The organism is Caballeronia sp. LjRoot34 (assembly GCF_964253815.1).
Lineage (GTDB): Bacteria > Pseudomonadota > Gammaproteobacteria > Burkholderiales > Burkholderiaceae > Caballeronia.
The window spans coordinates 2,475,852-2,492,954 of the sequence record NZ_CAXUSB020000002.1 but is presented as its reverse complement, the minus strand read 5'-3'; the positions used below and the strand labels follow the sequence as shown (position 1 = coordinate 2,492,954).

The window sequence follows — 17,103 nt, the reverse complement described above, 5'->3', positions numbered from 1 at the left end:
GCCTCATCCGCCAAGATGAGCATCGACCTTATGCCCCGAGCACAAAATGCCAAATCGACGAGTATCGAAATCCGAATTCAAAGCGAAAGCATCTGAATTCTTCAGGTTGGTGGAGTCATCGGGGGAGAGCTTGATCGTGACTGACCTTGGGCAGCCAACCTTGGAGTTGCGGCCGTATCAAACGGATGCGCGGGACCCGCTCGATCTTCTACGCGGCTCGCTATTGCGTTACGACAATCCGATGGATCCAGTGGGGGAAAATGACTGGGCGGCGGCATAGTGATCGTGTCTGGATACGCACGTTAACTTGCTTGGCAAACTCCGGCACCCACGCACTACCGAAACTTTATGCGCAGCAAGTTGTGCCCCAACGCATTCACTCCCGCCTCAGCATTCCGACACGAGCACCATCGCCTTCGATGAAACGCTCTTCGCTGACTTCAGCGCTTTCTCTCTCACCGCGGTCATGTTTTCGGTCTCGCTGGAGTACCTGAACGAAGCGGGCAGCAGCCGATAGTCCGCTGCCACTTGCGCCGCTTTTGTCTCGCTGAAGCCGGTCTTGCGCAGCATCTTCGCCAAGAGAGAGTAGTCGTCCAGATCGGCTTTGCCGAGATTGATCATTACGCTGAAGTCAGCCATTGCTTCCTGCTTGTTTGCTTTGAAAACCCGCGATGCTACACGGGTGTGCCATATACGCATCTTGAAATACAAAACGGGTGGATAACGCCGCTCATCGCGACCTTATCCACCCGTTCCTCTTGCCGCAGCCATAAGCTCGAGCCTCACACCACAGCCCGAGCTCACGTATTCAAACTCAAGCCGCGATCGTCGTCTGCTTGCCGCCCTTGTTGCCCTTCGCGCGGCCAATTTCTTCCAGCTTGATCTCGACGTGCTTCGAGAATACGAATTCCGCCGGGCGTTGCTTGTCGACCGGCAGGTCTTTCGCATAAGCACCTTCGGTACGCGGACCACGCAAGGCGACAAGCGCGGCCTTCAGCGGATGCGCAACTGTATCCATCACGGCGGTGGCTTCGAAGCCGCAATGCACCATGCAGTCAGCACATTTCTCGTACTTGCCCGTGCCGTACTTGTCCCACTCGGTGGTTTCCATCAATTCCTTGAAGGTCTTCACATACCCTTCACCGAGCAGATAACACGGACGCTGCCAGCCGAACACGGTACGCGCCGGATTGCCCCAGGGCGTGCATTCGTAGGTCTGGTTGCCGGCCAGGAAGTCGAGGAACATGCTCGACTGGCTGAACGACCAGCGCTTGCCGTTATCGCCGCGCTTGAAGATGTCGCGGAACAACGACTTCGTCTTTTCGCGGTTCAGGAAGTGCTGCTGATCCGGCGCGCGTTCGTACGCATAACCTGGCGACACCGTGATGCCGTCCACGCCCATAGGCCCAAGCGTGTCGAAGAAATTCGCTACACGTTCCGGGTCGGCGTCGTTGAACAGCGTGCAGTTGATGTTCACGCGGAAACCACGGCGCTTCGCTTCCTTGATCGCCGCTACAGCCTTCTCGTACACGCCGTCTTGCGAGACCGAATGGTCATGCGCCTGCTTGTCGCCGTCGAGGTGAACCGACCAGACGAAGTACGGATTCGGCTCGTAGTCGTCCATCTTCTTTTCCATCAGCAGCGCGTTCGTGCAGAGATAAACGAACTTCTTGCGCGCGATGATGCCCTTCACGATCTGGGGCATTTCCTTGTGCAGCAGCGGTTCGCCGCCGGCGATGGAGACCACCGGTGCACCGCATTCGTCGACAGCCGCAAGGCAGTCCGCCATCGAGATGCGCTGGTTCAGGATGGGGTCCGGATAATCGATCTTGCCGCAGCCGTTACACGCCAGGTTGCAGCGGAACAGCGGCTCGAGCATCAGCGCGAGCGGATAGCGCTTGTTGCGCATGAAATGCTGGCGCGCGATGTAAGCGCCAACCCGGACTTTTTGCAGCATCGGAATAGACAATTGCGTGTGCTCCTTAATCTTCGCGAAGGGCGCCGGCGGATGCCGTTGCCACAGCCAGCGGCTTCGTCAGCTTCGCGGGGAGTTTGAATTCAACTTTCTCTTCGCGGCCGGACATCGTCGTGACTTCGACGGGACCCAGCGCGCGCAGTGCATTAATAACGTGCTTGACCATTTCTTCCGGCGCAGACGCACCGGCCGTAATCCCGACAGTCTGCGCGTTCGCAAACCAGTCAGGTTTCAATTCCGAGCCGTCCGCCACGAGGTAGCTCGGCACGCCGGTTTCGGCGCCGATCTCGCACAGCCGATTCGAGTTGGAACTGTTGGTTGCCCCAACCACGAGCAAAACGTCCACTTGCTTGCTCAGCTCGCGCACCGCTGCCTGCCGGTTTTGCGTGGCGTAGCAGATGTCGCGCGTATCCGGGCCGACGATGTCCGTGAAACGGCGATGCAGCGCGTCGATGATGTCGCGCGTATCGTCCACCGACAACGTGGTCTGCGTGACATACGCGACGGGGGCATCGACAGGCAGCGCGAGCGTTGCCACTTCAGCTTCGCTTTGCACAAGCACCACCGTGCCGGGAATCTGGCCGATGGTCCCTTCCACCTCCGGGTGCCCCGCATGGCCGATCAGGATCAGCGTGCGGCCCTGCGCGACATATTGCCGGCCCTGTACATGGACCTTCGTCACCAGCGGGCACGTGGCGTCGAGCACGTCCAGACCACGCGCTTCCGCGTCGGCTTCCACCGTTTGTGCTACGCCATGCGCGCTGAAAATAGCAACGGCTCCGTGCGGCACTTCGTCGAGTTCTTCGACGAAACGCGCGCCCTTGCTACGCAGGTTGTCGACGACGTGCCGGTTGTGAACGATCTCATGGCGCACGTAGACGGGCGCGCCATGTCGTTCAAGAGCGCGATCGACAATCTCGATCGCGCGGACCACGCCCGCACAAAAGCCGCGGGGTTGAGCAAGGATAATACGCATATTCGGGCGAACTCCGACTGGCGCGGGTTTCGAATGGAACCGGCTATAAGCTTCGATCAAATCCGGTTGATTTGTTGTAAGCAAAATTAAAGCTTCTCGGAAAAAGCTTTGGGAAACAATTGGCTGCAAATGCGCCATTCGTTTCAACTTTAAGGCCGAACTTGACCGCGTATTCTAACTCGTTCAGTTTTTGGATGCTTGTAAGAGGGTGTTTCCGTTTCTACCGGCAGGGTTGAATTACTGTGCGGACGCGGAAGCCGGTAAACTAGCGCTTCGCCGCGTTTCCCGCGAAGCGGCCTTGAGGCCGCCATGGCGTTGCCGTGAACCGGATCTTGACGTGGCCTTTGACACGGTCTTGAGGCGGCATTCAAGCGGCTATACCGCGCGCTGGGGAGTTGGCCGGGCGGGCGCTGCGAGGCACGATGAAAACCCCGGACAAGCGGCTCGCCGGGCAGAACGCCGGGGGTCCGCGGCAGTCGAAGCATTGATCCTGGCAGCAGGATTAAACCGAAAGCCGAAGCGAAAGCAAAGCCCGACCCGCATTGGGGTGGATGCCACATAAGTTGCATGAGCGGGTGGCATGGGCGCACCGGATTCGCTTGGGGGCCGCGCCGGGTCTGTTCTCCAACGGGTTTTCAGGCAGCGCACGATAAGAATTTATACCGTGTCGAGTCGTTGTGCTTATCCAACATTTTCGCCGGTTTTTTCGCCGGTTTATGAGCGGAATGTTGTTACGCGTCAGCGATCCGCCACGCACGACCTGCGTGCGTCGATGTCCATTTTGGCATCCGCGCGCCGTGTCGAATACCTGGACCGTCTTATGGAAGTCGATCACTACGAGAATTTTCCGGTAGCCAGCATATTGCTGCCGAAACGGCTGCGCGCGCCGGTCGGCGTGATTTATCACGTCGCGCGCACGGCGGACGACATTGCCGACGAAGGCGTCTTCGACCCGGCCGAACGCCACGCCCGTCTCGCCGATTTCCGCGCCGGGCTGGACGCCGTCGCCGCCGGCCATCCGGCGCCGGTTCATCCCATGCTGTTCGAGAAACTTGCCGGCACCGTCGCGCAATACGGGCTGCCGCTCGGACCCTTTTACGATCTCGTCTCGGCGTTCGATCAGGATATCGACACCACGCGTTACGCCGACTGGCCTGCGCTGATGGACTATTGCCGGCGCTCGGCGAATCCGGTCGGGCGGCTGATGCTGCATCTCTTCGACGCCAGCACGCCCGAGAATCTCGCTGATTCCGACGCGATCTGCACCGCGTTGCAGCTCATCAACTTCTGGCAGGACGTGGGTATCGACTGGAAAAAGAGCCGAATCTACATGCCGCTGTCCGACCTTGAGCGTTTCGGCGTAACCGAACGGCATATCGACGAGCAAATCTGCGACGACGCCTGGCGCGCGCTGATGCGTCATGAAGTCGACCACGCGCGCGCAATGATCGTTGGCGGCGCGGCGCTTGCCGTGCGCATGCCCGGACGGTTCGGGCTGGAACTGTGCAGCGTCGTGCACGGCGGTTTGCGAGTCCTCGAAAAAATCGAACAGGCCGGCTACGACGTATTCCGCAAGCGTCCGGTGCTGAAAGGCCCGGACTGGGTGGTAATCGGCGTGCGCTCGCTCGCGATGCGGCTGCGTGGCCGGGTGGGTGTGCAATTGCGCTCGGTCGAAAGCTGACCTGATCCGGTTTTGCGCCCCTCCTGATGTTGAATCTGCTTGCTCATTGACCTGCTTCATCGACCTGCCCTGAATTGACGATGCTCCTGATTGCCTGGTTGTCCCTCCTCATCTGGCTTGTCCTGCTGTTTGGCCGCGGCGGTTTCTGGCGCGCGCAAGCCCTCGAACCGCTCAGCGAAAGCACGGTTCACGCTGTCGGCCAGGCGGAGATTGCGCGTCGCGGCGCGTGGCCGGCGGTGGTCGCGGTCGTGCCGGCGCGCAATGAAGCCGATGTGATCGGCCGCGCGGTGACATCGCTGCTCGCTCAGGATTACGCGGGTTCGTTCCACCTGATTGTCGTCGACGACCACAGCACCGACGGCACCGCCGACGCCGCTCAGGCCGCCGCGCGCGACGGCGGTTTCGAAGACCGCCTGACCGTGCTGACGGCCGCACCCTTGCCGTCCGGCTGGTCGGGCAAGGTGTGGGCGCAGTCGCAAGGTATTGCGGCTATCGACGGGCTGGGTTTTCCGGCCGATTACCTGCTGCTCACCGACGCCGACATCCGCCACCCGGCGGACGCCGCCTCGCAACTCGTCGCGCGCGCGATTCTGGAAGATCGCGATCTGGTCTCGCTGATGGTGCGGCTGCGCTGCGACTCAACGTGGGAAAAAGCGCTGATTCCCGCGTTCGTATTCTTCTTCGCGAAGCTGTATCCGTTCGCGTGGGTGAACAACGTGAGTAACCGCACGGCGGCGGCCGCGGGCGGTTGCATGATGCTGCGGCGCGCGGCGCTGGTGGAGGCGGGCGGGATCGAATCGATTCGCGGCGAATTGATCGACGATTGCAGCCTTGCTTCGCGCATCAAGTTTCGCAACGGCGTGAACGCGGCGCGGCCGATCCGTCTGGATCTTGCCGACGACAGCGAATCGCTGCGGCCCTACGACAACTGGCGCGAAGTCTGGAACATGATTGCGCGCACGGCGTTCACGCAGTTGCGTTATTCGGCGCTGTTGCTGGTCGGGACGGTGCTCGCGATGTGCGTGATCTATCTCGCGCCGCCGGTGCTCGCGTTGACGCTTGGCGCGAAGGGATGGCCGGCGTGGCTCGCGTGGCTCGCCATGTGCTGCGCGTATTCGCCGATGCTGCGCTATTACCGCCGATCCATACTCTGGGCGCCGCTATTGCCGGTGATCGCGGTGTTTTATGTCAGCGCGACGGTTGGCTCGGCAATACGGTTCTGGCGCGGGAAGGGCGGGCAGTGGAAGGCGCGGGTCCAGGCGCCTTGAGCGAGAGCGAAGATAAGTCGTATGGGCAGGTCCACCCAGTATGGGCAGGTCCACCCATACGGTTCAACTCACCGCTTGGTCAGCATCGCGTACATCTCGATCACCATGTTGGGCGAGAAAGAGAATGGCACCCAGCCGTGTCCGGTATGGCGCAACACCAGCAACTGATCGCCGTTTGCATAGCGTTGCGTAGCCATCACCGGGTTTTTCGTCGCGACAAAGCGCCAGCCGGGAGGCAGGCCGCCTGGCTGTTCGACGTCCATCGAAGCGCGCGCGTTCGATAATTCCTCGATCAACTCCGATACCCCTTCGGGGCTCAACGCCACCGACTTCCCGCCGATTGTCATCTCGATCACGTTCTTTTCAGGGCGCGAGACGTTCAGCGTGGGTTTTTCTTCAGCCACGAGCGGTTTTCCTTCAACTACGGGTGCTGCCGCCGTTGCCGGTTCAACAGCCGCGTCAGCTAGAGAGTCAGCAACAGAATCAGGGGAAGATTCGGGAGAAGCTGGAATGGAAGCGGCGGCCAGAATCAGCTCATCGAGGCTTGATTCCAGCGCGCCGAGCTGGTCGGTTAAGTTCATGCGTTGTTTGCCTTGCTAGCCTTGCGTCGAACCTGCGATTTTAACTGCTGCGTACCGGGCAACGACGCCACACGTTGTAACAAAATGCGTGTATGGCGCTAAAAATGCCATCAAAACAACAGGCAATGCGCGCCACGCGTCATTGCTTCATTTTTTCAGATAGCCGTTCGCGCGAAACCAGTCCAGCGCGTGGCTCAGGCCTTCGCCATACGGCCGTGCTTGATACCCCAGTTCCCGCTCCGCTTTCGCCGACGTGAAGTACATCTTGTTCTTCGACATCCTCAAGCCATCGACGGTGACAAACGGCTCCTTGCCGCTGAACTTCGCGTAAAGCTCCGCGCCGAATGCGAGCGGATACAGCGGGCCGCGCGGCAGCTTGATGGTCGGCGGCTTGCGCCCGGCGAGGCCGGCAATGTCCGCCAGCATCTGCTGCAGCGACAGGTTTTCGCCGCCGAGAATATATCGTTCACCGATCACCCCGCGCGCAAGCGCCAGCAAATGACCGTTCGCCACGTCGTCCACGTGCACGAGGTTCAGGCCGGTATCGACGAAGGCGGGAATCTTGCCCGTCGCCGCTTCCACGATGATCCGCCCGGTCGGCGTCGGTTTGACGTCGCGCGGACCGATCGGCGTGGACGGATTCACGATCACCGCCGGCAAGCCGTCATGGGCGACCATGCGCTCGACCGCGCGTTCCGCCAGCACCTTGCTGCGCTTGTACGCGCCAATGGTCTGATGAACCTGGGCAGGCTTCGTTTCATCGACGATATCTCCCGCCGGGCTCACCTTCAGCGTCGCCACGCTGCTCGTATACACGATCCGCTCGACCCCCTCGGCCAGCGCCGCGCGCATGGTGGCCTCGGTGCCTTCCAGGTTCGCGCGCTCGATCTCGCCCGGATCGCGTGCCCAGATGCGGTAGTCGGCGGCAACGTGCAGCAGGTAACGCACGCCCTTCATCGCGGCCCGCATGGAGGCTTCGTCGCGCATGTCGCCGATCACGACTTCGGCGTCGAGACCTTCGAGATTCTGCCGGGAACTGGTCTTGCGTATGACTACGCGCACGTCAAAACCGCGTTCCCGCGCGATGCGCGCGACCGCCGATCCGACGAATCCGGATGCGCCGGTGACCAGCACGCGCCCACGGGCGAACCCACTTAACGGGTCAGTCATTTTTGCCTCTTGTTGGTCTTGCAAAGGTAACAGTTGCGCGTCTTCCGAAGCGTGTCGATCAGCCGCCAACCCATATGTGACAAGGGCTTGCGGCTCGTGCTATGGTCCGGTGCTACTTAAGTCCGCCGGACCTCAAATTTAAAGAAAATCTTTAGCCAATGTTCATAGACAGTCGAAATCGATCCGTATGGCTGTACTTCGCGATCGCGATGTTGCTGCTGATCGTCTTTGCGGTCGACTGGCTCACGCCGCTGCGCGTCGCCATCTGGGTGTTCTACATCCTGCCGGTCGCGCTCTGCATGTGGGTCGACCGCCCCAACGTACCGTTTATCACCGCCAGCGTCGCCTCCGTGTTGATGTTCACGGGTTATATCCTTTCGAACGCGGACGCGCTCACCGGCCCGATCGTGTTGCAGCTCAACCGCGTGATCGGCGTGATCGTGATGTTCGTGCTTGCCGGTGTGGGGCATCTCTATATCAAAACGCGGCTGAACCTGCAACGCAGCGCGTGGCTCAAGCAGGGCGAAGTCCAGATCGGCTTGCAGATGCGCGGCGATCTCGCCCCTGCGGCGGTCGGCCACGGCATTCTCCACTCGCTCGTGCCTTATGTGGGCGCGCATGTCGCCGTGCTGTACACCCGTGAAGGCGATGCGCTCGAGCGCATCGCTGCGTGGGCGCTGCCTGACGAAAACGCCGCGCCGCAGCGGATCGCGCGAGGCCAGGGGCTGCTCGGGCAAGTGCTCGACGAGAAACGGGCGATCGAGATCAGGGGCGCGCGATCGGATTTCCTGACGGTCGGCTCGGCGCTGGCATCGGCGCCCGCGACCCACTGCGTGATCGCGCCCATGATGGCCGATGGCGACGTGATCGGCGTGCTGGAAGTGGGTTTTATCGGCGATGAAAACGCGGTCGACGATACCCGCGAGCTGCTCGAAAACGCCGCCGAAGCCATGGGCATGGCGCTGCGCTCGGCGCAGTATCGCTCGCGGATGGTCGAGCTGCTGGAGCAAACGCAGCGCCAGAGTGAGGAATTGCAGGTTCAGCAGGAAGAGCTGCGGGTATCGAACGAAGAGCTTGAGGAGCGCGGCCGGGTCTTGATGGAAACGCAGGCGCGGCTGGAAACGCAGCAGGCCGAACTCGAGCAGACCAACGTGCATCTTGAGGAATACACGCAGCACCTTGAGCGGCAGAAAACGGAACTGGTGCGCGCGCAAAAGGAACTGGAATCGAATGCGCTGGCGCTGGAGCGGGCGAGCCAGTACAAGTCCGAATTCCTCGCGAATATGTCGCACGAATTGCGCACGCCGCTGAACAGTTCGCTGATCCTCGCGAAGCTTTTGCAGGACAACAAGCACGGCAATCTCTCCGACGAACAGGTGCGTTACGCCGCGACCATTCATTCGTCGAACAGCGATCTGCTGTCGCTCATCAATGACATCCTGGATCTGTCGAAGGTGGAAGCGGGGCAGATGGACGTGCAGTTCGCGCCGGTTGCCATCGACGGGATGTTGCAGTCGTTGCGGCAATCCTTCGCGCCGATCGCCGACTCGAAGCGCCTGACGTTCGTGACGGAGCGCGCGGAGGGCGTGCCGGAGTATTTCGTCACCGATAACCAGCGGCTTCAGCAAGTCCTGCGCAACCTGTTGTCGAACGCATTCAAATTCACCGAGCACGGTCAGGTGACGGTCTCCGTGCACAAGGCGAGCAACGACGACCACGCGTTGCGCTTCGATGTGCGCGATTCCGGCATCGGCATTCCGCGTGACAAGCAGGACCTTATTTTTCAGGCGTTTCAGCAAGCCGATGGCACGACCAGCCGCAAGTACGGCGGCAGCGGGCTGGGTTTGTCGATATCGCGGGAATTCTCGCGATTGCTGGGCGGTTCAGTGAGCGTATCGAGCGAGCCGGGCAAGGGCAGCGTGTTTTCGGTCACGTTGCCGCTGGCCGTTCAAGAAGGCACGGTCACCGCGAAACTTGATGTGATCGGGCATATGAGCGAGCCGGAGGCTGGCTTGGAAGCGGATACGTCCGTGGCGGCGAGTGTCGCTCCCGTGCAGAGCCACGCGCCGGCGCACCTCGCGGCAATGGCATCGGCTTCTTCTTCTCTTGAGCCGTCGTCCTGGCGCGCGCCGAATGCGAGCTACCCGGCGCCGCAACCCATAGCCGATGACCGCGCCAATCGCAAGCGCCCGGATCGCGTGATCCTCGCGATTGAAGACGACTTGCGTTTCGCGCATATCCTGCACGACCTCGCGCATGAACTCGAATTCGACTTCGTGCACGCGACCACCGCGTCGCAAGGCGTGGAACTGGCCCGCGACCTGCAGCCAAACGGCATCCTGCTTGATGTCGGTTTGCCCGACCAGTCGGGCCTGACCGTGCTCGAATGGCTCAAGCACGATCCGCTTACGCGTCACATTCCGATTCACATCGTCTCGTCGACGGATCATGCGGATGTCGCGCTGCATCTCGGCGCGATCGGTTATACGCTCAAACCGAGCGCACGCGACACACTGGCGGGCGCGATCCGCAAGCTCGAAGCGCGCTCGGCGCAAGGCACGCGGCGCGTGCTGGTGGTCGAGGACGACCCCGCGCTGCGCCAGAGCATCCACGCGTTGCTGAAAAGCGCGACGGTCGAGATCGTGGAAGCCGGGACGATTGCAGAGGCGCTGGAGCAGATGAACCGCGCGACCTTCGATTGCATCGTGATGGACCTGGCCTTGCCGGATGGTTCAGGTTATGACTTGCTGGAACGGGTATCCACGTCGCACGAGCATGCGTCGCCGCCGGTGATCGTGTATACGGGGCGCGTGTTGTCGCCGGACGAGGAGCAGCGTCTGCGCCGTTATTCCAGGTCGATCATCATCAAGGGCGCAAAGTCGCCGGAACGGCTGGTGGACGAAGTGACGTTGTTCCTGCACAGCGTGGAGAGCGCGTTGCCGCCCGAGCAGCAGCGCATGTTGCGCGCGGCGCGCCAGCGCGACGACGTATTCGAGGGCCGCACGATCCTGCTGGCCGAAGACGATGTTCGTAATATCTTCGCGTTGTCGCATGTGATCGAACCGCTGGGCGCGAAGCTGGAAATCGCGCGTAATGGCCGCGAGGCGCTGGATTCGCTGGCCCGCCATCCGGACATTGACCTCGTGCTGATGGACATCATGATGCCGGAAATGGACGGGCTCACCGCCATGACCGAGATTCGCAAGAACGCCGACCATGCACGGCTGCCGATCATCGCGCTGACCGCGAAAGCGATGGCGAGCGATCGCCAGAAGTGTCTGGAAGCCGGCGCGGACGACTATATTTCGAAGCCGATCGACGTCGACAAGCTGGTGTCGTTATGTCGTGTCTGGCTGCGCCAACGATAGCCGCGTTTTCGTCATGCCACATCGAACCCTCAAGCACACGGAAGAAGCGATCTTCGACATTGAGTTGAAGCTGTTGCTCGAAGCCGTTTACCTGAAGTATCAGCACGACTTTCGCCATTATTCGGTGAGTTCGCTGCGGCGCCGCCTGACGCAGGCGCTGCGCGATCTGGGCTTTACAACGCTTTCGCAGTTGCAGGAGCGGATTCTCCGCGACGCCACGCTGTTCTCGCGCCTGTTCCAGTACCTGACGGTGCAGGTCAGCGAGATGTTCCGCGACCCAACGTATTTTCGCGCCATCCGTGAACAGGTCGTGCCGATCTTGCAGACCTATCCGTCGATCAAGGTGTGGGTGGCGGGATGCAGCAGCGGCGAGGAACTGTGGTCGCTCGCGATTCTGTTCGCTGAGGAGAACATTGCGGACCGTACGGTTTTGTACGCCACCGATATCAACGCCGACGCCTTGCGCCAGGCCGAAAGCGGTATTTACCCGCTGGATCGGCTGGCCAGTTTCAGCCAGAATTACCTTGCGGCGGGCGGCAAACGCTCGCTCTCCGATTACTACCATGCGGCCTACGGCGCGGCGAAATTTTCGCAGACGCTCAAGTCGCGCGTGGTGTTCGCCGATCACAGCCTCGCGACCGACAGCGTGTTTCTCGAAGCGCATCTCGTGTCGTGCCGTAACGTACTGATCTATTTCGACCGCGCGTTGCAGGACCGCGCGCTGGGTCTGTTCAGCGATTCGCTGGTGCGGCGCGGGTTTCTCGGACTGGGCAGCAAAGAGAGCCTGCGGTTTTCAAAACACGCGGGCAGTTTCGCCGATTTCGATGCGCGCGAGCGGTTGTATCAAAAGGTCTAGCGATGACACCGTCGACCGATTACCTGGATGCAATCGAAGCTGTCGTGATTGGGGCATCGGCGGGGGGCGTCGAGGCGTTGAACTACCTTCTGCCCGCGCTGCCGGCCAATTTTCGTCCTGCCGTGCTGGTGGTCATGCATGTCAGGAGTGCCCCGCCCAGCCTGCTGCCCGGATTGTTTTCCGCGCGTTGCCGGTTGCCGGTCGTCGAGCCTGACGACAAGCACGAGATCGCCGGCGGCACGATTTATGTTGCGCCGCCGGGGTATCACATGCTGGTCGAGCCGGACTGCACGATCTCCCTTTCCGTCGATCCGCCCGTGCGGTTTTCGCGGCCATCGGTCGATGTGCTGTTTGAATCGGCGGCACTATGTTTCGCCGATACGCTGCTCGGCGTCGTGCTTTCCGGCGCCAACGACGACGGCGCGCGCGGGCTGGTCGCGATCTCGCGGGCGGGCGGGCGCTGCTGGGTGCAAGACCCGCATACCGCCGTGGCCGACGCGATGCCGCGCGGCGCCATCGCGCGCGGCGGCGTGCACGACATTCTCACGCTCGACGTCATGGCTGCTCGTCTGGCGCGCATGGTCGCGGGCACGCGCCGCGAACCCGGTTGACTTGGAGCTGACACGCTAATGGAACTCCGCTAATGGAACACATCAGGCAATCTGTCAGGCAGCCGCTCAGGCCGCCCATTTACGTCCTGATCGTGGACGATGTGCAGAACAACATCACTGCGCTGGAAGCGTCGCTGGCGCGGCCGGACATCTCGGTGCTCGCGGCCGGTTCGGGGCCGGCGGCGCTCGAACTGTTGCTCAAGCACGAAGTCGCGCTCGCCATTCTCGATGTCAACATGCCCGGCATGGACGGCTTCGAACTCGCCGAACTGATGCGCGGCAGCCCGCGCACCGCGCATGTGCCGATCATCTTCCTGACCGCGACCGCGCAGGACACCGGGCGCACGTTTCGCGGTTATGAAGCGGGCGCGGTGGACTTCCTGTACAAGCCGTACGACTCGCGGATCCTGAATTCGAAGGTGGATGTGTTCATCCAGATCGAGAAGCAGAAGCAGCAGCTCGCCGCGCAACTCGCGACCGTCCAGCAACTTCTCGATGCCAACGAAATGCTCATGGCCGTGCTCGGCCACGACCTGCGCACGCCGTTGTCGGCGGTGATTGCATCGGCGGAATATCTTGCGCGGTTCGTGCCGGATGAGAACGTGGCCAATATTGGCACGCGCATCAAGAGCAGCGGCATGCGGATGGTGCGCATGGTCGACCAGTTGCTCAATCTCGCGCGGCTGCGCGGCGGGCGTGTGACGCTGCAGCCGCGGTCAGTGGAGTTGATGACGCTGGCGAAGAATATTGTTGAAGAATACGAAGCACGGGTGGGTAAGGGCCGCATCTTCATTTTCCGCGATGGCGATACGCTGTTGCAGGGCGATGGCGATCTGTTGTCGCAGGTGTTTTCGAATTTGATCGGCAACGCGCTGACGCACGGGCGTGACGGCTCGGCTATTCAGGTACGTCTGAACGGCGACGCTGCCGACGACGTTCTGATCAGCGTGCAAAACGCAGGCGAGATTCCCGTCGATGTATTGCCGACCATTTTCGCGCCGTATCGGTCGGGGCGGCCGCAGCAGGAAACCGGCGGCCTTGGACTTGGGCTCTACATCACGCGCGAGATTACGCAGATGCATGGCGGGCGAGTGGACGTACGCTCCGACGCGGAGAGCGGCACGGTATTCGAAGTGACCTTGCCGCGCGAAGCGGTGGCGCGGCGGGTGGGCGGAGACACGGCCGAGGGTGCGCAGCCGTTCCGGCTGGGGTGACGCTGCGGGTTCGTCGGCCCTTCCTTCGCCCCTGCACTGATTTCGCGTTGTGCGGACGCCGCTATCCCATGCGCACTGCCGGTTTTTCTGGTCTTGTCTAAAATGCGGCCTGATGGCGTTTGCCGGGGTGTGCCTTCGGCACAAATCTGGCGGCGTGGCGAATCAGCACTAATCGGGAGAAGCAAAGATGCCGAGTCCAGACCTGGATACTCGAATAGAGACGTATTACGTGCACGTGAAGGGCTTGGTGCAAGGAGTGGGATTCCGCCACGCAACGGTGCGCCGGGCGCATGCGCTGGGTGTTCGCGGCTGGGTGGCCAACCTGGAGGACGGATCGGTTGAAGCGATGATCCAGGGACCGGCAAATCAGGTCGACCTGATGCTTGAATGGCTGCGCAGGGGGCCGCCGCACGCGCGGGTCACGGATCTGGCCAGCGAGGAGCGGTATATCGAGAAGCGGTTTGAACGGTTTGAGCAGCACTGAAAGGGTGGTTTGAGCATGCCGGTGGCAAACGCGTCCCACGGCGCGCCGGGCTCAATCGCCTTGGCCGGTTGCTTTCGCCGTTTGCCGATTACTCAGCTAGTTATTCAACTAGTTACTCCGCCGGTTATCCAATCGGAATCCACCAGGCGATTGGCCGTCCATTGTGACAAACTTCAGCGGCGCCATGACGTGGGCGCACGTTCCTGAATGCCTTCTTCAAGCGCCGCAACGAACGATGCGCGTTCAAATCCACGGGCGCAACGCGCCGATGACCACCGTGTCGCTTGTACGCTTCGAGCGCGGGGATCTGGTTGAGCGCCGTGAAACGTGGGTGGGCCTCCCCCGCCATATAGACATTGTGCAGGTCCGGTGACAGCCACTTTAATAAGTCGAGGACCCGGTCATATCCCGTTTGCAGACGAGATAAGGCCTTGCCGGGTGTTGATGGCGCCGAATGCTCCACACGGATAACCACCCCTGTTCGGGGGCGCCCCTCGGTCATCAGCGGACCGGCTTTCCACACCGGTTCCAGATGGGCAATGCGGTTTCGCAAGTCTTTACAAAAATCGATCCGTGCAAACAATGCGTCTCGATGTTTTTGCCGGCTCCAAAACGCGTTGGAGCTGTGTCGATGTCCTGGCGCAACATCAACCAGGATGGCGGACCAGTCCAGCAACTGATTGCCGTTGTCATGGGTAACGTCGAGAATATGCGGCCAGAAACCGAAGGTGAGTTTCGATACGACGTCATCAGGGGAAGGTGCCGGGATGCGTGGAACCAGTTGGAATGCTCCCCCCACCCGGCGGCGCCCGTGCGTAATTTTGCGGACCGAATCCGCTGATTTCTGGTTTAAGCGAAGATGTGTGTACCAGTCGCGCGAGAGCGTTGTGCCCACGCCATAGCGACTGCTCAAGGCCGCGTGAAATTGATTGCGCAGCGCGATCTCGGTAAACCCAAGTACTTTCGAGAGTGCAGAGGAGATGGCCTCGTTCCAGCAGTAGAGGCCGTAGGCCGCGCGGTCGTCGGCAGCGGCAAAAAAAGTGCGGTAGTTACTTAATCTTGCGTGAGATAACGCCTTCACCGCGCTCGCAACGTGGATTTGCTTCAAACTGTTCATTGCGGTATGATCTTTCTCGTAAGCGCTGGGAATAAGTCTTGTTTTGCTCTCGGTTTTCCGACAGCCCTCAGGACCCTATGACGCCAAAGAGACAGAAGGCCGCCCCGTGCGGCCTTTTGCCTTTTTCGAGCTTGTATCTTCGCTATTTCCTGTTTACGTCGCCGCCGGGACTGCATCGGCCATGGTTCGTTCTACGAAGGCATGAACGAAGGCTAACTCGTATCGGCGATGCCGGGAAGGTGAATCGATCAGAGTAGCATATTGGTCAGTAATGCTGAGCGATGGGCGTAGAATTTCAAGCGACTCGCGCTTCTACATTCGTCGTGACCCTCGTGACCCTCGTGACATCAAGCAGACTTATCCAAAGCGGGCGTTAATCGAATCAAAACAACAACACGAAATCCCCGGGCTTCGAACAAGCCCGGGGCTATGCCTTCAACCCCCGCTCCACGTCCATCGCGAGTAACCAACCGCGTTACCGCGCTACCAGCAAACTCTCGGCAAATTCCCATTCGTCGTCCAGCCACTGCCTCGTGCATTCGAATCCCGCATCCGCCGCCAATGGCCCCGCCTCCCCGGCGAGATATTTGTGGCTGCTCTCTGTCCAGATCGTCTCGCCCTGGCGGAATTCAACGCTCAATCCCGCTGCGCGAATGGTGGCGCTCACCGGGCGCTTTGCCCGCAAATGCATCTCCACGCTGCGGGCATCGGGATTGAAGCGTGCAAGATGTTCGAACGCGTCCAGCGGAATGTCCGCGTCCAGTTCGCGATTGACCCGCGCAAGCAGATTCAGGTTAAACGCAGCCGTTACGCCAATAGGATCGTCGTAAGCCGCAATCAGCACATCCAGCGGCTTGAGCAAATCCATTCCGAGCAACAACGAATCGCCCGGCTTGAGCATGGCGCGAATCGACTTCAAAAACCGCGTGGCTGCCAGCCGCGCAAAATTTCCGATCGTGCTGCCAAGAAACAGCACGAGCAATACTTCGCCCTCTTTCCGGTTGGCACTGACCTCTGCCAGCCCGGCCAGATAATCGCGCTCGTAGCCCACGATCGAAATCCGTTCGATGTCGCCCAACTCCCGCCGGCACAATTGCAACGCGGTAGGCGAAATTTCGATCGGACAGTATTCGGTCGGCCGCTTCTTGCACAGCGCCTCCAGGATTCGCCGCGTCTTCCGGCCGCTGCCGCTGCCCAGTTCGGCAACGGTCACGTTTCGCGGCAACGCGGCGACGATATCGGCGGCATGCGCGTTCAATACACGCTCTTCAGCACGCGTCACGCCGTATTCCGGCAACGCGGTGATGACTTCGAACAAGGCGGAGCCCACCTCGTCGTACAAATACATCGATGGCAATTCTTTTTGCGGCGCGTGCGTGAGGCCTTCATGAACGGCTGCGGCAAACGGTGAGGAAAAGCGCGGCGACTGAACGGCCTGCGTCGTAGCTTGAGGCATGAGGCGTCTCCATGTTGCCGCGGTGCAGCGCGCGCGGCGGGTTATTCATGATGAGAATTACGCGTCGAAAAACACCTGACGAGAAAGGGGCGATCGGCGTTCCGGCCCTGACGGCCGCGACAGGCGCCGCGCGATCGGGGAGCGAAGCATTTAGGTGAGCAAGAAGCGCGCACGGCGCCTCCGTCTCCTGATTCAAGGACCCGCATCGTACCGCGGTGACGTGGCTAAACGATCCGAAACACGCCCTTTCATGCACCGCCCGGCAAAAGCCGCCAGGACATTTACATTTACGAAAAGAGGTCGAGGTCAGGCCAACAAATTTCCCGACGTAACCGACTGTACCGGT

15 protein-coding genes are annotated in these 17,103 nt (G+C 61.0%); 8 read left to right on the top strand and 7 right to left on the bottom strand.

The window, feature by feature from the left end; genetic code table 11:
* Positions 1-46: 46 nt before the first annotated feature.
* Positions 47-280, top strand: coding sequence for a type II toxin-antitoxin system Phd/YefM family antitoxin (locus ACSQ36_RS30675; protein WP_436184848.1), 234 nt, complete (start codon positions 47-49; stop codon positions 278-280).
* Positions 281-387: 107 nt separating this feature from the next.
* Here the strand turns inward: ACSQ36_RS30675 and ACSQ36_RS30670 are convergent, their stop codons facing one another.
* The 3 genes from ACSQ36_RS30670 to ispH form a co-directional block, all read right to left on the bottom strand.
* Entirely contained in the window at positions 388-639 is a 252-nt protein-coding gene (locus ACSQ36_RS30670) for a hypothetical protein (protein WP_213764266.1), read from the bottom strand.
* A gap of 175 nt (positions 640-814) precedes the next feature.
* Complete coding sequence (hpnH, locus tag ACSQ36_RS30665; protein WP_213764265.1) at positions 815-1,969, bottom strand: adenosyl-hopene transferase HpnH; 1,155 nt, start codon at positions 1,967-1,969, stop codon at positions 815-817.
* 13 nt (positions 1,970-1,982) lie between these two features.
* Positions 1,983-2,951, bottom strand: coding sequence for a 4-hydroxy-3-methylbut-2-enyl diphosphate reductase (gene ispH / locus ACSQ36_RS30660; RefSeq protein WP_213764264.1), 969 nt, complete (start codon positions 2,949-2,951; stop codon positions 1,983-1,985).
* Between the two features lie 820 nt (positions 2,952-3,771).
* On the opposite strand from ispH, the gene hpnC reads away from it, so the two are divergent.
* The gene (hpnC, locus tag ACSQ36_RS30655) at positions 3,772-4,632 is read left to right on the top strand and encodes a squalene synthase HpnC (RefSeq protein ID WP_436184981.1); all 861 of its coding nucleotides are present in this window, start codon (positions 3,772-3,774) and stop codon (positions 4,630-4,632) included.
* Positions 4,633-4,712: 80 nt separating this feature from the next.
* Positions 4,713-5,900, top strand: a complete 1,188-nt coding sequence (locus ACSQ36_RS30650; RefSeq protein WP_436184847.1) for a glycosyltransferase — start codon at positions 4,713-4,715, stop codon at positions 5,898-5,900.
* Between the two features lie 68 nt (positions 5,901-5,968).
* Here ACSQ36_RS30650 and ACSQ36_RS30645 read toward each other — a convergent pair whose 3' ends face one another.
* Entirely contained in the window at positions 5,969-6,481 is a 513-nt protein-coding gene (locus ACSQ36_RS30645) for a hypothetical protein (protein WP_213764262.1), read from the bottom strand.
* A 147-nt stretch (positions 6,482-6,628) separates the two neighbouring features.
* Positions 6,629-7,651 (bottom strand): hopanoid-associated sugar epimerase, encoded by a 1,023-nt coding sequence (gene hpnA / locus ACSQ36_RS30640; protein WP_436184846.1) that lies wholly within the window; start codon positions 7,649-7,651, stop codon positions 6,629-6,631.
* Positions 7,652-7,809: 158 nt separating this feature from the next.
* On the opposite strand from hpnA, the gene ACSQ36_RS30635 reads away from it, so the two are divergent.
* The 5 genes from ACSQ36_RS30635 (at position 7,810) to ACSQ36_RS30615 (ending at position 14,184) form a co-directional block, all read left to right on the top strand.
* On the top strand, positions 7,810-11,019 hold the full coding sequence (locus ACSQ36_RS30635) for a response regulator (RefSeq protein ID WP_436184845.1): 3,210 nt from the start codon (positions 7,810-7,812) through the stop codon (positions 11,017-11,019).
* 13 nt (positions 11,020-11,032) lie between these two features.
* Positions 11,033-11,875: a CheR family methyltransferase gene (locus ACSQ36_RS30630; protein ID WP_213764259.1), complete on the top strand. Its 843-nt coding sequence runs from the start codon at positions 11,033-11,035 to the stop codon at positions 11,873-11,875.
* Between the two features lie 2 nt (positions 11,876-11,877).
* Positions 11,878-12,486, top strand: coding sequence for a chemotaxis protein CheB (locus ACSQ36_RS30625; RefSeq protein ID WP_436184844.1), 609 nt, complete (start codon positions 11,878-11,880; stop codon positions 12,484-12,486).
* A 32-nt stretch (positions 12,487-12,518) separates the two neighbouring features.
* Positions 12,519-13,700, top strand: coding sequence for a hybrid sensor histidine kinase/response regulator (locus tag ACSQ36_RS30620; RefSeq protein WP_436184843.1), 1,182 nt, complete (start codon positions 12,519-12,521; stop codon positions 13,698-13,700).
* 187 nt (positions 13,701-13,887) lie between these two features.
* The gene (locus tag ACSQ36_RS30615; RefSeq protein ID WP_213764256.1) at positions 13,888-14,184 is read left to right on the top strand and encodes an acylphosphatase; all 297 of its coding nucleotides are present in this window, start codon (positions 13,888-13,890) and stop codon (positions 14,182-14,184) included.
* A 124-nt stretch (positions 14,185-14,308) separates the two neighbouring features.
* Here the strand turns inward: ACSQ36_RS30615 and ACSQ36_RS30610 are convergent, their stop codons facing one another.
* Complete coding sequence (locus ACSQ36_RS30610; RefSeq protein ID WP_436184842.1) at positions 14,309-15,301, bottom strand: hypothetical protein; 993 nt, start codon at positions 15,299-15,301, stop codon at positions 14,309-14,311.
* Positions 15,302-15,776: 475 nt separating this feature from the next.
* Positions 15,777-16,757 carry an L-histidine N(alpha)-methyltransferase gene (gene egtD, locus ACSQ36_RS30605; protein ID WP_436184841.1) on the bottom strand — a complete coding sequence of 327 codons (981 nt, stop codon included), beginning with the start codon at positions 16,755-16,757 and terminating at the stop codon, positions 15,777-15,779.
* Positions 16,758-17,103 lie beyond the last annotated feature (346 nt).

Coding starts and splice junctions, on each gene's coding strand:
- ACSQ36_RS30650 (WP_436184847.1), top strand. CDS start 4,713: ATGCTCCTGATTGCCTGGTTGTCCCTCCTCATCTGGCTTGTCCTGCTG.
- ACSQ36_RS30625 (WP_436184844.1), top strand. CDS start 11,878: ATGACACCGTCGACCGATTACCTGGATGCAATCGAAGCTGTCGTGATT.
- ACSQ36_RS30630 (WP_213764259.1), top strand. CDS start 11,033: ATGCCACATCGAACCCTCAAGCACACGGAAGAAGCGATCTTCGACATT.
- hpnA (WP_436184846.1), bottom strand. CDS start 7,651: ATGACTGACCCGTTAAGTGGGTTCGCCCGTGGGCGCGTGCTGGTCACC.
- ispH (WP_213764264.1), bottom strand. CDS start 2,951: ATGCGTATTATCCTTGCTCAACCCCGCGGCTTTTGTGCGGGCGTGGTC.
- hpnC (WP_436184981.1), top strand. CDS start 3,772: ATGGAAGTCGATCACTACGAGAATTTTCCGGTAGCCAGCATATTGCTG.
- ACSQ36_RS30635 (WP_436184845.1), top strand. CDS start 7,810: ATGTTCATAGACAGTCGAAATCGATCCGTATGGCTGTACTTCGCGATC.
- egtD (WP_436184841.1), bottom strand. CDS start 16,757: ATGCCTCAAGCTACGACGCAGGCCGTTCAGTCGCCGCGCTTTTCCTCA.
- ACSQ36_RS30620 (WP_436184843.1), top strand. CDS start 12,519: ATGGAACACATCAGGCAATCTGTCAGGCAGCCGCTCAGGCCGCCCATT.
- ACSQ36_RS30645 (WP_213764262.1), bottom strand. CDS start 6,481: ATGAACTTAACCGACCAGCTCGGCGCGCTGGAATCAAGCCTCGATGAG.
- ACSQ36_RS30610 (WP_436184842.1), bottom strand. CDS start 15,301: ATGAACAGTTTGAAGCAAATCCACGTTGCGAGCGCGGTGAAGGCGTTA.
- ACSQ36_RS30675 (WP_436184848.1), top strand. CDS start 47: ATGCCAAATCGACGAGTATCGAAATCCGAATTCAAAGCGAAAGCATCT.
- ACSQ36_RS30670 (WP_213764266.1), bottom strand. CDS start 639: ATGGCTGACTTCAGCGTAATGATCAATCTCGGCAAAGCCGATCTGGAC.
- ACSQ36_RS30615 (WP_213764256.1), top strand. CDS start 13,888: ATGCCGAGTCCAGACCTGGATACTCGAATAGAGACGTATTACGTGCAC.